The organism is Bifidobacterium indicum, assembly GCF_036987015.1.
In the GTDB taxonomy this organism is placed as follows: Bacteria; Actinomycetota; Actinomycetes; order Actinomycetales; family Bifidobacteriaceae; genus Bombiscardovia; species Bombiscardovia indica.
Map to the genome: position 1 here is coordinate 197,114 of NZ_BTXM01000001.1, position 15,071 is coordinate 212,184.

General features: G+C 63.2%; 12 protein-coding genes. 11 read left to right on the top strand and 1 reads right to left on the bottom strand.

The genetic code is table 11. The features are described 5' to 3' along the window. Nucleotides 1-32 precede the first annotated feature (32 nt). The 4 genes from typA (at nucleotide 33) to AACP59_RS00790 (ending at nucleotide 4,737) form a co-directional block, all read left to right on the top strand. Entirely contained in the window at nucleotides 33-1,952 is a 1,920-nt protein-coding gene (gene typA / locus AACP59_RS00775; RefSeq protein WP_297316416.1) for a translational GTPase TypA, read from the top strand. Nucleotides 1,953-2,006: 54 nt separating this feature from the next. Next, nucleotides 2,007-2,558, top strand: coding sequence for an alcohol dehydrogenase (locus AACP59_RS00780; RefSeq protein WP_339349388.1), 552 nt, complete (start codon nucleotides 2,007-2,009; stop codon nucleotides 2,556-2,558). Beyond that, on the top strand, nucleotides 2,555-3,574 hold the full coding sequence (locus AACP59_RS00785; RefSeq protein ID WP_297316414.1) for a prephenate dehydratase domain-containing protein: 1,020 nt from the start codon (nucleotides 2,555-2,557) through the stop codon (nucleotides 3,572-3,574). The genes AACP59_RS00780 and AACP59_RS00785 overlap by 4 nt, the downstream gene beginning before the upstream one ends. 98 nt (nucleotides 3,575-3,672) lie before the next feature. Continuing rightward, a complete protein-coding gene (locus AACP59_RS00790) occupies nucleotides 3,673-4,737 on the top strand; it encodes a prephenate dehydrogenase (protein ID WP_339350058.1) in 1,065 nt (354 codons plus the stop codon). Between the two features lie 20 nt (nucleotides 4,738-4,757). On the opposite strand, the gene AACP59_RS00795 is transcribed toward AACP59_RS00790, so the two are convergent. Next, complete coding sequence (locus AACP59_RS00795; protein ID WP_297316413.1) at nucleotides 4,758-5,063, bottom strand: DUF6725 family protein; 306 nt, start codon at nucleotides 5,061-5,063, stop codon at nucleotides 4,758-4,760. Between the two features lie 71 nt (nucleotides 5,064-5,134). On the opposite strand from AACP59_RS00795, the gene AACP59_RS00800 reads away from it, so the two are divergent. From AACP59_RS00800 to AACP59_RS00830, 7 genes are all read left to right on the top strand, one after another. Further along, on the top strand, nucleotides 5,135-6,193 hold the full coding sequence (locus AACP59_RS00800; protein WP_339349390.1) for a tyrosine recombinase XerC: 1,059 nt from the start codon (nucleotides 5,135-5,137) through the stop codon (nucleotides 6,191-6,193). 218 nt (nucleotides 6,194-6,411) lie between these two features. Then, nucleotides 6,412-8,073: an ABC transporter substrate-binding protein gene (locus AACP59_RS00805; RefSeq protein ID WP_297316411.1), complete on the top strand. Its 1,662-nt coding sequence runs from the start codon at nucleotides 6,412-6,414 to the stop codon at nucleotides 8,071-8,073. Nucleotides 8,074-8,225: 152 nt separating this feature from the next. Further along, nucleotides 8,226-9,881, top strand: coding sequence for a peptide ABC transporter substrate-binding protein (locus AACP59_RS00810; RefSeq protein ID WP_297316410.1), 1,656 nt, complete (start codon nucleotides 8,226-8,228; stop codon nucleotides 9,879-9,881). Between the two features lie 247 nt (nucleotides 9,882-10,128). Next, nucleotides 10,129-11,055 carry an ABC transporter permease gene (locus AACP59_RS00815; RefSeq protein WP_297316409.1) on the top strand — a complete coding sequence of 309 codons (927 nt, stop codon included), beginning with the start codon at nucleotides 10,129-10,131 and terminating at the stop codon, nucleotides 11,053-11,055. 28 nt (nucleotides 11,056-11,083) lie between these two features. Then, nucleotides 11,084-12,073: an ABC transporter permease gene (locus AACP59_RS00820; protein ID WP_297316448.1), complete on the top strand. Its 990-nt coding sequence runs from the start codon at nucleotides 11,084-11,086 to the stop codon at nucleotides 12,071-12,073. A 29-nt stretch (nucleotides 12,074-12,102) separates the two neighbouring features. Next, the gene (locus AACP59_RS00825) at nucleotides 12,103-14,100 is read left to right on the top strand and encodes a dipeptide ABC transporter ATP-binding protein (protein WP_297316447.1); all 1,998 of its coding nucleotides are present in this window, start codon (nucleotides 12,103-12,105) and stop codon (nucleotides 14,098-14,100) included. Between the two features lie 81 nt (nucleotides 14,101-14,181). Then, nucleotides 14,182-15,069: a DUF3710 domain-containing protein gene (locus tag AACP59_RS00830; RefSeq protein ID WP_339349391.1), complete on the top strand. Its 888-nt coding sequence runs from the start codon at nucleotides 14,182-14,184 to the stop codon at nucleotides 15,067-15,069. The last annotated feature ends 2 nt before the right edge of the window (nucleotides 15,070-15,071 follow it).

The window sequence follows — 15,071 nt, forward strand, 5'->3', positions numbered from 1 at the left end:
GATATGAAGCATTCAACGAGAATGAGGTTTTGATGGCGGTACGCGGCGATATACGAAATGTTGCGATTGTGGCACACGTTGATCACGGCAAGACCACCCTGGTCAACGCCATGCTCCAGCAGTCGCACGTCTTCTCCGATCGTGAGGAGGTGCCCGACCGGGTCATGGATTCCAACGACCTGGAGCGCGAGAAGGGCATCACGATCCTGGCCAAGAACACCGCCGTCAAGTACACCGGTCCCCTGGCTCCCAAGCTGGGACAGCCCGACGGCATCACCATCAACGTCGTCGACACCCCAGGTCACGCCGATTTCGGCGGCGAGGTGGAGCGCGGCATCTCCATGGTCGACGGTGTCGTCCTCCTGGTCGACGCCTCCGAGGGCCCCCTGCCCCAGACCCGTTTCGTCCTGCGCAAGGCCCTGGAGGCCAAGCTGCCCGTCATCCTGGTCATCAACAAGACCGACCGTCCCGATGCCCGCATTTCCGAGGTTGTCTCCGAGTCCACCGATCTCCTCCTCGGCCTGGCCCAGGATGTGAGCGAGGAGGGTGTGGACCTGGACCTGGACTCCCTTCTTGACTTGCCCGTCATCTACTGCGCGGCCAAGGCCGGCAAGGCCTCGGTCAACCAGCCCGAAGATGGCGGCCTGCCCGACAACGACGATCTGGAACCCCTCTTCGAGTCCATCCTGACCAACATACCGGCCCCCGAATATGAGGAGGGCGCCCCCCTCCAGGCCCATGTGACCAACATCGACGCCTCGGACTATCTGGGTCGTCTGGGTCTGGTCCGCATCTACAACGGCAACCTGATCAAGGGCAGGCAGTACGGGCTCTCCCGCGTGGACGGGTCCATCGAGAACTTCAAACTGACCGAGATCCTGCGCACCAAGGGCCTGGAGCGTTTCCCCGTGGATGAGGCCGGTCCCGGCGACATCGTGGCCGTTGCCGGGGTCGACGACATCATGATCGGCGAGACCATCGTTGATAAGAGCGACCCCAAGCCCCTGCCCCTGATCCACGTGGACGACCCGGCCGTCTCCATGACCTTCGCCACCAATGATTCCCCCCTGGCCGGCACCGAGGGCAAGGACCACAAGCTGACGGCCCGCATGCTCAAGGACCGTCTGGACCGTGAGCTGATCGGCAACGTCTCCATCAAGGTCCTGTCCACCGACCGCCCCGATGCCTGGGAGGTCCAGGGCCGTGGTGAGCTGGCCCTGGCCGTCCTGGCCGAGCAGATGCGTCGTGAGGGCTACGAGCTGACCGTGGGCCGTCCCCAGGTGGTCACCAGGACCGTGGACGGGAAGGTCCAGGAGCCCATGGAGGCCGATACCATCGACGTGCCCGAGGAGTACATGGGTGCCGTCACCCAGCTCATGGCCGACCGTAAGGGCCGGATGGACACCATGACCAACCATGGATCGGGCTGGGTGAGGATGGAGTTCACCGTCCCTTCCCGTGGTCTCCTTGGCTTCCGCACCGCCCTCCTGACCGCCACGCGCGGTACCGGCATCTCCTCGTCCATATCGGCCGGGTACGCCCCCTGGGCCGGGGAGATCAAGACCCGCCAGAACGGGTCCATGGTCTCGGACCGCTCCGGCAAGGCCAGCCCCTATGCCATGCAGAAGCTCCAGGCACGCGGCGACTTCTTCGTCGAGCCCCAGTCCCCGGTCTACGAGGGACAGATCGTCGGCATCAACAACAAGCCCGGTGACCTGGACATCAACATCACCCTGGAGAAGCACATGACCAATATGCGCTCCGCAACGGCCGATGTGCTGGAGACCCTGACCCCTCCCATCCAGATGAGCCTGGAGGAGTCCCTGGACTTCGCCAACGACGACGAGTGCGTCGAGGTGACCCCCGAATCCATCCGTGTGCGCAAGATCATCCTTGATCGTGACGCCTGGTACAAGTGGAACGCCCGTCAGCGCCGCGCCAACAAGAAGTGACACGGGCCGACCCGGCCGCAGCGCTGGTGACCGGATCGTACTAGGCTGATTCCCATGGCGAAACAGCATGATGAGACCCATGCCGGTATCGAGGCTGCCAGTGGGGCACAGCAGGTGACCAGGCGTCAGATGATACGACCCAGTCGGTATCTCCTGGCCCTGGTCATTGGCGTTCTGGTGGGCATCCTGGGCACCCTGGTCCAGCGTTCCGGAGCGGCCGCCGGCATCCCCTGGGGGATGATTCTGGCTTACATCCTGGTGGCCCTGGCCTCCTGGCGGGTCCGCAATGATTCCGGCACCCTGGGCCTCTCCCTGCACCTGGTGGCCTCCACGGTGGTGGTCTGGCTCCTCTCCATGAGGGGACCGGGTGGGGACGTGCTCATGCCCTACGCCGACTTTCCGGGTTTCTTCGCCAAGTACGCCGTCTTCCTCTGGATGGGAGGACTGGTTCTGATTCAGTTCCTGGCCCTCTGCCTGCCCCGGTCCCTGTTCGATGATGGTCTGATCAAGGAGTGGCCGGCAAGGGGTGGGGCGGAGGCCGCAGACACAGCCCCGGAAACAGGGGAGACCCTGGCCGCTTCCTCCACCGGGGAACCCCGCGCATGAGCACCGGTCAGACTTCCCGGGTCGACCTGTATTATCTGGGCCCCCAGGGGTCCTTCACCCACCAGGCCGCCGTCGAGTCATCGGCTTGCATCGGGCCGGCCCTGGGCAGGCAGGTGACCCTGGTCCCCTGCGACAGGGCCACCCGGATCGTCGATGCGGTCGAGGCCGGGAGGGGTTGGGGGATCATCGCCTGGGAGAACAATGTCGAGGGGCATGTCATCCCCAACATGGACGCCCTGATCGACTCCACCAACGTGGCCGGATTCGGCAGGACCGGCCTTTCCATCGTCTTCGATGCCTTTGTGCGTCCCGACCATGGGGACCTGACTACGATCAGCGCCCACCCCCATGGCCTGGCCCAGTGCAGGGAGTTCATCCGCAGCACCGGATTGAGGGAGGAGGCCGCCTCCTCCAATGCCGCCGCCTGCCGTGACCTGAGGCGGGACCAGGTGGCCCTGGGACCCAGGATCTGCGGGTCCCTGTATGGGCTGGAGACCCGCAGGAGCGCTGTCCAGGACTACCGGGGCGCCCGTACGGACTTCCTGCTCCTGGCCCCCAGGGGGGAGGCCGCCGGTCTGGCCAGGGCCATGTTCGGCCAGCCGGAGCCGTGCGGGCAGGGTGACGCCGAGAACGGTGCCCGGTCCGGCAGCCATCGTGAATTCGAGTCCATCGTCACCTTCATCCCCCTCCACACCGGGTCGGGTGTGCTGGCCGACCTCCTGGACAGACTTCGGGATACCGGCCTGAACATGACCTCCTTCATGTCCCGCCCCATCAAGGGGAACGACGGGACCTACAGCTTCATCGCCACCATCGACGCGGCACCCTGGGAGCCTTCCCTGGGGGGTGTCATGCAGGACTTGCTGGACCGGGGCGACTGGATCAAGACCCTGGCCGTCTACCCCAGGCGGGAGCGGCCCGATCCACCCGTTTTGGACTGGATGCTGCCCAGGGCAGGGGCCTGGATGGAGCGCCACCTGGATAAGCCAGGGATTGATAAGGAGTTGCTATGGTAAAGGACCAGCGTTCACAGGCGGAACCGGTATCCGAATCAGGCCGGGTCGATGGCGACGACCTCCGGACGGGGTCGGATGCCATGCACCCCATGGCGGGTATGGCCGCCTCGCCCATCCTGACCTCGGCCCACAAGATCGCCGTGGCCGGACTGGGGTTGATCGGCGGCTCCCTGGCCAGGCGATTGGTCCGCCACGGCCGCTTCGTCGTGGCCTGGAACCATACGGACCGACCATTTGAGGCGGCCCGGGCCGAGGGAATCCGGTGTGTGGAGACCCTGGAGGACCTGGCCAAGGGCAAACCCGACGTCCTGATCCTGGCCACTCCGCTCCGGGCCATGCCGGAGATGCTGGGACGGCTGGCCCCGGTCCTGACCCGGGGAACCACTCTGACCGATGTGGGCAGTGTCAAGGGACTGGTCCGTCAGCAGGTCCAGGAGGCCGGTCTGGCCGACCGGTATGTGGGGGCCCATCCGATGGCCGGCAGCGAGTTCTCCGGTTACGAGGCCTCCGACCCGAACCTCCTGGAGGGGGCGCTCTGGGCCCTTACCGTGGACGAATACACCGATTATGGACGTTTCCTGACTGTGGCCGACACAGTCACCCAGGGCCTGGGGAACCGCCTGATCGTCCTGGATGATCAGACCCACGACCGGGCGGCCGCCCTGATCTCCCACATGCCCCATGTGGTGGCCACGGCCCTGGCCAACCTTCTGGTGGACTCGGATGACAGGAATGTGGCGGCCGCCCTGGCCGCCGGGTCCTGGCGCGACATGACCAGGGTGGTCCTGACCGATCCGGACCGGACCGAGGCCATGGTGGACGAGGACGCCGACCAGGTCGCCGGTCTCCTGGACGATATGGCTGCAAGATTGACCGATATGGCCGGCAGCCTCCGGGGCGGGGATGACCGGGACAGGGCAGGCATCCATGGCTTCTTCAGCCGGGCTCAGCCTTTCAGGGACTATAAGGCCGCCCTGGCCTCTGATCGGGTCCAGGCGGAACCGGCCGGTACCGACAGCCAGTCGGCCAGGTCGGACCTGACCCTGACCGATAAGGGTTGGCGGTCAGAGCTTCTGGACTCCGCCCGCAGGGGTCAGGAGGTCGAATCCTTCCTGACCACCCACCTGGCCAGGGTCATCCAACTGCCCAGGGTCGGTGACTGAGTCCGGCTTCCATATCCGATTCAGTTCCGGGCAGGGTCACCGGCATCCTGTCTTCCTGGTCTGTTCCCGTCATGATGCCCCAGGGGGTATGTCCGTTCCGGAATGGGTTTGATGCGGATGATGCAGACGGCAGGCAGCCGTACCTCCTGGCCCTCTCTCGACCCGTTGGCGGCGGGATCCCGGTTCAGGACCAGGCTGGTCCCGTCCCAGGAGATGACGTGGCCTAGGTAGTCGCGGAACTTGAGGCGTCCATCCTCGGGGTCGCGTCCCTCCACTGTCCTGACCACAACGCGGACTCCGGACGGTATCTCTTCTGGCAAGGGCATGGTCCACCTCCGGGAACAGTATATGCGGCCCCACCCCGGGTAGACTTGGTGGGGCGGACGGGAGGTTTCAGGTGGCCTTTGAAGACGAACTGGACGGGTATGTGCGCTACCTGGACCAGGTCCAGGGCAGGAGCCCTAACACGGTGCGTTCCTACCGGACCGACGTGGCCTCCTTCCTTCATCTGATGGACCTGCGTGGCATCACCGAACTGAATGCCATAGACCTTCCTGCCCTGCGCTCCTGGCTGGCCCATGAGGCCAGATCCCACGCCCGGTCGACCATGGCCCGAAAGACGGCCGCCATCCGTTCCTTTTTTGTCTACCTGGCCGATCATGGTCTGGTCGAGGTGGATCCGGCCCAGGGGTTGAAGTCCCCCAAACAGTCCGAACACCTGCCACGGATACTGACCGGGTCCCAGGCCGAGCAACTGATGGACCGGGTGGATTCGGCCCCCGTCGAGGAGGAATCGGATGAGGACCTGGCCTGCATCCTCCAACTCAGGGATGCGGCCATGCTGGAACTCCTCTATGCAACCGGGATGCGTGTGGCAGAGCTGTGCGGCCTGGACCTGGTCGACCTGAACCGTCAGTCCCGTACCGTCAAGGTCCTGGGCAAGGGGCGCAAGGAGCGGGTCATTCCCTACGGACTTCCCGCTGAACGGGCTTTGGACGGCTGGATAGAGCGGGGCAGGCCTGAGCTGGTCGGACGTCTTGGAGACGGGCGATCTGGCCGCGGGGCCTCTTCCGAAACAGACCATGAGGTTCTCCATACGATTGTCGGAGGGGATGCCAGGGGTGGAGAATCCGTTGACCAAGACCGCCCGGGAAGGCCCTCCCGGACTTCCGGCGATGATGTGCGGGCCCTCTTCCTGGGCGCCCGAGGACGCCGGATCGGCCAGCGTCAGGTCCGGCAGGTGGTCCACAGGGCGGCCGACCAGGCCCAGGTGCCCGACATAGCCCCGCATGCCCTGCGTCATACTGCGGCCACCCAGATGCTGGACGGGGGAGCGGACCTGCGTGAGGTCCAGGAGATGCTTGGGCATTCCTCCCTGCGGACCACCCAGCGCTACACCCATGTTTCCATCGAACAGCTACGGCAGCGATACCGGCTGGCCTTTCCCCGGGCCTGAGTCTCGGTTCCGCGGATCCCCGGTGTTACGGGGCTGGGACGGCCTGGCCCGGTCCATCGGGAGGGGGAGGTTTTTGCGAAAGGGAGGCAATCGTACGAGAATGAACGGTACTGCACGCAGATGCATCCGAGGTTTGGCCGGGGCGGCTTCCTGGGGTGGCGTGCGTGGTCATGATGGTGAATGTCCTTACCGGTTTCGGTAGGCAGGAGTGGAGTGTGATGACAAAGAGATCCGGCATGGCGCTTGTGTCGGCCGTGGCCTGTTCCCTGACCCTGGCACTGGGAGGGTGTGGCGGATCCGGCGACCCCGGCCAGGCCACCGACCATCCCCTGAACAACACGATCATCTCGGTCTATGGATGCGAACCCTCCAGGCCCCTCATTCCCAGTGACTCCGTGGATGAGTGCGGAGGGCAACTGGTTGATGCCATGTTTTCCCGTCTGGTGCGGTTTGACAGCAAGGGCAGGCCCCAGAATGACCTGGCCGCTGAAATCACCCACAATGACCGGATGACCAGGTACACGATCAAGCTGGTTGACGGGAGGTCCTTCTCGGACGGCAGCCCGATCACATCCCGCTCCTTCACCAGGGCCTGGTCCTGGGCGGCCAATGCCGCAAACAGACAGGCCGGGGCCCGCTTTTTCTCCAACATCAAAGGGTATGGGAACCTTCAGGAGTCCGACACTCCGAAGGATGCCCAGCTCTCCGGTCTCAAGGTGGTCGACGACCTGACCTTCACGGTCGACCTGACCGACCCCTCCGCCACCTTTCCCATCCAGGTGGGAACGCCGGTCTTCGCCCCCCTGCCTCATTCCTTCTACAAGGATCCCCAGGCCTTTGGTTGCAGGCCGGTTACATCCGGACCCTACAGGTTTGAAGCATGGCTTCACCGGAAGGTGGTGAAAATCCGCAGGAGCGCCACCTATACCGGCGATGCCGGAGCCAGGAACGGGGGAGTCGATTTCAGGATTTACCCGGATGCGGCAACGGCCCTGGCCGATGTACAAGCCGGTCGTCTGGATGTGATCACCACCATCCCCGCTTCGGCCCGTACGAGTTTCGTCAGTGATCCCGGGCTGCAGTCCTATAACAAGGCAGGGTCCAACCTTGAGATGCTGACCATCCCGGCCGGGGTGGAGCATTTCGGCCATGACAGGGAGGGACGTCTGCGTCGCCAGGCCATCTCCATGGCCATCGACCGGAGGTCCCTGATCGAGAAGACCATGGACAACCTGGCCCAGCAACCCTCGGACTTTACCTCCCCGGCGATTCCCGGCTGGTCCGAGGACCTGACCGGGGAGGACCATCTGAGGTACCGGGCCGATAAGGCACGGACAACATGGGCCCAGGCCGATGCCATCAGCAAGTGGCCACAGGACAGGCCCCTGTCCCTGGTCCATACGGACGAGGGCGGCACCGAGGCCTTCTACAAGGGGATGGCCAGGTCCATCCAGAACACGCTGGGTATCCAGGTCGAGGCCAGGGCGGCCCCGACCACCGCCGATCTCCGGACCGGGTCCGAGCGGACGCAAGGCGGCCAGGCCGACTTCTTCTCCACCCTGGTCTCGCCCGATTATCCCTCTCCGGAGGCATACCTGAACCAGGAATTCGTGTCTTCCGCATCAGGACCGGGAGACGAGGGAACCCGGGCTTATGACGACCGGGGATTCAAGGATCTTCTGCACCGGGCCGCCCGCGCCCAAGGGGTCGACCAGGCCAACAGGCTCTATCAGGAGGCAGAGGAGACCCTTTTGGAGGACCTGCCCGCCATTCCCCTGTACACCCCCAACAACACCGGGGCGGGGGCCAGGAGGGTTCAGGGTCTGGTTCCGGGTTGGAAAGGATGGCCTTCCTTCTGTGACCTTTCCAAGGACCACTAGGTCCTTGATTCCGACCTCATCCGTCCGGTATGGTGGATACCCTCCTGATTATGTGGATCAATTGATCTAGAATCTGTATTCGTCGCGGGGAAGTGGACAAAATCTTCCTTCCCGCTTCGTACCAAAAGGAAACAAAAGGAAGAAGCAAGTATATGAAGAAGCAATCGGTTCTGACCATTGCGGCGGCTGGAGTGTGCTCTATGTCACTTCTGCTCAGCGCCTGCGGTGGTTCGGGCGATTCTGCCGGCAGTGCAGATGCCAAGGGTGGAAGCGACACCATGGTCAGCGTGTTCAACCCAGAGCCCGCCAACCCCCTGATCCCCAGCATGACCAATGAGGTCGGCGGCGGCAACCCCATCGACATCCTCTTCTCCAAGCTGGTGCGTTTCGACAGCAAGGGCAAGCCCAGGAACGAGATCGCCAAGGAGATCAAGGCCAACGCCGACAACACCCAGTACACCGTCACCATCAAGGACGGTTGGAAGTTCTCGGACGGTACCCCTGTCACCTCGCAGTCCTTCACCAAGGCCTGGTCCTGGGCCTCGAACGTGAACAACAAGCAGCTGGGTTCCGGCTTCTTCTCGAACATCAAGGGCTATGGGGACCTGCAGAAGGAGGGTGTCGCGGGCGACGCCCAGCTTGCCGGTCTCAAGGTGGTCGACGACAAGACCTTCACCGTCGACCTGTCCGAGCCCTCATCCACCTTCCCGATCCAGGTGGGCTATACCGCTTTCGCCCCCCTGCCCGAATCCTTCTACAAGGACACCAAGGCTTTCGGTCAGAAGCCGGTGACCGTCGGTCCTTACAAATTCAAGTCCTGGGAGCACAACAAGGCTCTGACCCTGGTCAAGGACACGAATTACAAGGGTGGCGTCGTCGTCAAGAACGGCGGAGTGGAGTTCCGCGCCTACACCGATCCGACCGCGGCCTACCGTGATGTCCAGTCCGGCCACCTGGATGTGCTCGACACCGTGCCGACCTCGGCTCGCAAGACCTTCCAGAGCGACAGCTCGGTCCAGGCCATCAACGAACCGGGTTCCGTCATCCAGATGTTCACCATCCCCACCTACATGAAGCACTTCGGTGAGGACCAGGAGGGCAAGCTGCGTCGCCGCGCCATCTCCATGGCCATCGACCGCGACCTGATCATCAAGAAGGTCCTTTCGGGCACGGGCGTGGAGGTCCATGACTTCACCTCGCCCGCCATCCCCGGATACGCCAAGAACCTGCCCGGTTCCGACGTGCTCAAGTACAACCCCAAGAAAGCCAAGGAACTGTGGGCCGAGGCCGACAAGATCAGCCCCTGGACCCAGGCCGACACCTTCAAGATGGCCTACAACGCCGACGGGTCCCACAAGGAGACCTATGACGCCGTCGCCAACTCCATCAAGAACACCCTGAACATCAATGCGGCCGGCAACCCCCTGCCCACCTTCAATGAGTTCCGCAGCAACGTCCAGGGCCGCAAGTTCACCGACTCGGCCTTCCGCTCGGGATGGCAGCCCGATTACCCCTCGCCCGAGTCCTACCTGAAGAGCAACTTCGACTCCTCCGCGGCCGATGGAAACGGATCGAACGATGGCGACTACAAGAACCCCGAATTCGACCAGCTGATGGTCAAGGCGGCCTCGGCCAAGAGCCTTGACGAGGCCAACAAGATCTATCAGCAGAGTGAGGAGATCCTCTTCAAGGACCTGCCCGCCGTGCCGCTCTACTACATGAACTCCAACGGGGTCGCCGGCAAGGACGTCAAGGGCTTCTCCTTCACATGGAAGAACACCCCCGACTACGCCAGCCTCAGCAAGTGACCTTGGCCAACGGGTACTCCCCGCCGACTCCTTGATTCGTCGGGAGGGGCCTGACGACCGGTGTGGGGAACGCAGCATCCCCCACACCGGTCGCTTCTTTCCCGGGTCGTCTCCGATGCCCATCCCCGGAACTGGGGTGGGACGCAAAAACCCTGTTAAGAGATGCTGGTAGACTCGAACAAGTATTTTTGAGGCGACCTGGTTTCAATCGAAATCCTGATCGCGGACCACAAAGGAGACAAAGCCGATGGGTAAATATCTTCTGCGACGAATTCTGCAGATGATCCCCGTCGTTCTCGGCACCACGCTCTTGATCTACGCGTTGGTCTTCGCACTCCCCGGCGACCCGGTCGCCGCCATGTTCGGAGACAAACCCGTCAACCAGGCCGTGGCGGCACAGATACGTTCGGAGTACAATCTCGACAAGCCGTTCATCGTTCAGTACGTCCTCTTCCTGAAGAACGCCCTGACCCTGAACTTCGGTAACACCTTCGCCGGCCAGCCTGTGGTCAGCGTCATCGGGAGGGCCTTCCCCGTCACCGTCAAGCTGGCGCTCATGGCCTTCGTCTTCGAGGGTGTCTTCGGGGTTATCTTCGGCATCATCGGAGGCCTGACCAAGGGCAAGTGGTCCGACAACGTCATCCTGGTCCTCTCCCTCCTGCTCATATCGGTGCCTACCTTCGTCACCGGTTTTATCCTGCAGTACCTCTTCGGTGTCAAATGGCACGTGCTGCCGGCGACGGCCGGTGCCAACCCGGGCTTCATGGACCTGCTCATGCCGGCGGTCGTCCTGGGGTCGGTCTCCATGGCCTCGATCATTAGGCTGACCAGGACCGAAATCACCTCGAACATCTCCGAGGATTACGTCCGCACGGCCCGGGCCAAGGGCATGAGCAACCGGCAGGTGATCCTGCGGCACGTCCTACGCAACTCCCTGATCCCTGTGGTCACCTATTTGGGTGCCGACATAGGCGGACTGATGGGTGGTGCCATGATCACCGAGCGAATCTTCAATATCCAAGGGGTCGGCAACACCCTCTTCCAGGCCATCCTGCGCGGGGAGGGGACCCTGGTGGTCTCCATCGTGACCATCCTGGTCATGATTTTCGTCATCTGTAGTTTGGTGGTCGATATGCTCTATGCGGTCCTCGATCCTCGTATTCGGTATGCGTGAGGGGGCCGATTCCATGACTGATATGACTATGAACGAATCCAATGAACTGAACCAGAGCCAGGCCAAGGTCTTCTTCCCTGACCCACTGCCCGGACAGGAGCGCTTCGTGGCTCCCATCGAGGAGACCCCCCTGCGCGAGGTCGACTCCGTCGATGAGGATGTGCCGCCGACCAGCATGTGGGCGGATGCATGGATGACCCTGAGACACAATCCCATGTTCATCATCTCGACCATCCTGGCGATCCTCGTGATCCTGGTGGCCCTCTTCCCATCCCTCTTCGCCAGACAGGACCCGAGTGCCTGCACCCTGGCCAATTCACTGGAACCGGCGCGTTCCGGCCATCCCTTCGGATTCGACCTGCAAGGATGCGACGTGTACAGCCGGGTGATCTACGGCGCTCGAACCTCGGTCTCCATCGGCATCATGACCACGATCCTGGTCACGATCCTCGGTGGTGTGATCGGAGCCGTCGCGGGCTTCTTCGGAGGCTGGATCGATGCCCTCCTGAGCCGGGTCACCGACATCTTCTTCGCCATCCCCATGCTCCTGGGAGCCATCGTCCTTTTGCAGATGTTCCGCACATCCACATCCCTGTGGAAGATCATCTTCACCCTGACCCTCTTCGGTTGGGTCAACATGGCACGCATCACGAGAAGTGCGGTCATGGAGGCCAAGAACCTGGAGTTCAACACGGCGTCGACCGCGCTCGGGTCCTCGCCGATCCGAAACCTGTTCCGGCATATCATCCCCAACTCCCTGGCTCCGGTCATCGTCATGGCCACCACCTCCATGGGTACCTACATCGTTTCGGAGGCCACCCTGAGCTTCCTGGGCGTGGGATTGCCCCCGACGGTGGTCTCCTGGGGCGGCGACATCTCGACGGCCCAGAACCTCCTTACCACCAATCCCTCGGTCCTCTTCTATCCCTCCGCCGCCCTGGCCATCACCGTGCTGGCTTTCATCATGATGGGTGATGCGGTCAAGGATGCCCTGGATCCAAAGAGCAGAACGGCCTGAGTGGAGGAAGCATGAGTCAGGAAGAAAACATGGCAGTGAAGGCCGATCAGCAGGCGGACGTGGCATCCTCCGGCCCTCTTCTGGAGGTGAAGGACCTCAAGGTGGACTTCACCTCCGATGGTCGTGATGTCCATGCCGTCCGTGATGCCTCCTTCAGTGTCTATCCCGGACAGTGGGTGGCCATCGTAGGTGAGTCCGGTTCCGGAAAGTCCACCTGCGCCATGAGTGTTCTGGGCCTCCTGCCCGGCACGGGCAGGGTGGTCGATGGGAGCATCAGGCTACAGGGCCGTGAACTGGTCGGACTGGGCCGGAAGGAGTATGAGGACCTGCGTGGTTCCCATATGGGTCTGGTTCCCCAGGATCCGATGAGCAACCTGAACCCGGTCTGGAGGATCGGGTCCCAGGTCAAGGAGGCCCTGGTCGCCAACAAGATGGACGTCTCCCGGGAGAAGCGCTCCAGGCTGGCCCAGGAGCTGGCCTCCTCCGAGGACATCAAGCTGAGGTCCTCGGACGATGAGCTCTTCATCTCTTCTGCCGACCTGCCGGGGCTTCTGAAGGCCGCGCGACAGGTCCTCGACGAGGCCGGCGTCCCCAATCCCGACAAGGTCATGGAGACCTTCAAGGGGGAGTGGGATGTCGGCTCGGAGACCAGGTGGGGTGTGGCCAGGTCCCTGATTCGGGCCGGGGTCGGTGAGGACCGGGCCTGGGGAATCGCCAAGGCCCATGTGACCGGTTCAGACATGAATGACCGGATCGCCGGTCTCCTGTCCGAGGCGGGCCTACCCGATGCAGCCACCCGTGCCCGTCAGTACCCGCACGAATTCTCCGGCGGTATGCGTCAGCGTGCGCTGATCGCCATAGGTCTGGCATCCAGGCCCGACCTCCTGATAGCCGACGAGCCCACCAGCGCCCTGGATGTAACGGTCCAGAAGAAGATCCTGGACCACCTCAAGGGGTTGACCGACTCCCTGGGCACGGCCGTCCTCTTCATCACCCACGATCTGGGTCTGGCCGCCGAGCGTGCCCAGCACATCGTAGTCATGTACAAGGGGCAGGTGGTCGAGTCCGGCCCCAGTCTCGAGGTCCTTCAGCACCCGCAGCATCCCTACACCAAGCGTCTGGTCCAGGCCGCACCGTCATTGGCCTCCCAGCGCATCATCTCCGCCAAGCAGCGGGGGCAGGATGCCGAGAGGCTGATGGAGCACCACGTCAAGGGCGAATCCACCCTGGAGCGCAGCGAACACGTCATCACGGTGGAGCACCTGACCAAGGAGTTCAAGCTGCCGAGGAAGCGGGAGCTTTTCAAGGCGGTCGACGACGTCTCCTTCTCGGTCAAGCGGGGCACCACCCTGGCCATCGTGGGGGAATCCGGCTCGGGCAAATCCACCGTGGCCAACATGGTCCTCCACCTGCTCACTCCCACCTCCGGCACGGTGACCTACGAAAACCAGGACATATCCGGTTTCAAGGGGCACGAGCTCATGGAGTTCCGCCGGCACGTCCAGCCGGTCTTCCAGAACCCCTACGGTTCCCTGGACCCCATGTACTCCATCTACCGTTCCATCGAGGAGCCCCTGCGCATCCACAGGATCGGCGACAGGAAGTCGCGTGAACAGCGGGTTCGCGAGCTCCTGGACATGGTCGAAATGCCGGAGTCGGTCATGGGACGGTATCCCAATGAGCTCTCCGGCGGTCAGCGTCAGCGTATAGCCATCGCCCGGGCCATGGCCCTCAATCCGGATGTGATCATCTGTGACGAGGCCGTTTCAGCCTTGGACGTCCTGGTTCAGGACCAGGTGCTGCGTTTGCTCAACGACCTCCAGGCCGAGCGTGGTCTGAGTTACCTCTTCATCACCCACGACCTGGCTGTGGTCCGTCAGATCGCCGACGAGGTTGTGGTCATGCAGCAGGGTAGGCTGGTCGAGCACGCCACCACGGATGAGGTGTTCGACCATCCGCAACGCCAGTACACCCGTGACCTCCTTGACGCCATCCCCGGCGGCAAGTTGCGTCTGGGTCTCGATTAGGCAGACAGGTCGGCCCCGCGCGCAGGGGTGCAGGGCCGACCACGAAGACGTCGGGAAGGCGTCACGAGGAAACGAGGCATCATGGGACTGTTTGGTTTCGGCAGGAAGCACAAGGATGACCAGGTTCACCAGGACCGGGATTCCCCCGAGCTGGAGTCCGAGGATCCGAAGGATCAGGGCAGGAAGGCCGATCAGGAACCACGGGATCAGGATGACCAGGCTCGCGAGTCCGACCAGGTCGGGAAGGATGAATCCAAGGCCGAGCAGTATCAGGTCCATGGTCTGACCAGCGGCGAGCGTGGTGTGGACCACGGTCCCTGGGACAGCGAGGATGAGGACGTTGTCGACTACGATGACTACCTTGACATCGGTTCCCTGATGCTGCCCTTCCTCCAGGGCAGTCAGCTCAGGCTCAAGGCCAACGGGAGCACCGGGGAGGTCCTGGGCGCCACCATCACCTACGGGTCGTCAAGCCTGGAGCTGGAGGCCTTTGCGGCCCCCAAGACCCTGGGACTCTGGGATGATGTCCGTGCCGACCTGCTCAGGGCCAATCCCCGATGCCAGGAGGTCGATGGGGTCTTCGGCCAGGAGCTGGCCCTTCCGGTCAATGTTCGTGGCAAGGACCTGATGACCCGTGTGGTGGGCATCGACGGTCCGCGTTGGATGTTGCGGGGGATCTTCTCCGGTCCTGCCGCCAAAGGGGGCAAGGAGAAGGATCTGCTCGACCGGTATCTGGCCGATCTGGTTGTGGTCAGGGGCGATGAACCCCTGGCTCCTCGTGATCTGATTCCCATGCATTCACCGGTGACCCCGGACGAGCGCAGGGCCGACTCGGGCCAGGGCGGGGACGAGGGCGACAAGCCCAAGGACACCATTCCCGAGAAGCCCGAGGGGCCTTTCGATTCCGACCAGCAGACCGAGGTGAAGACCACATTCTCCCGTGGTCCCATGTTCTCGGAGGTGCGCTGAGA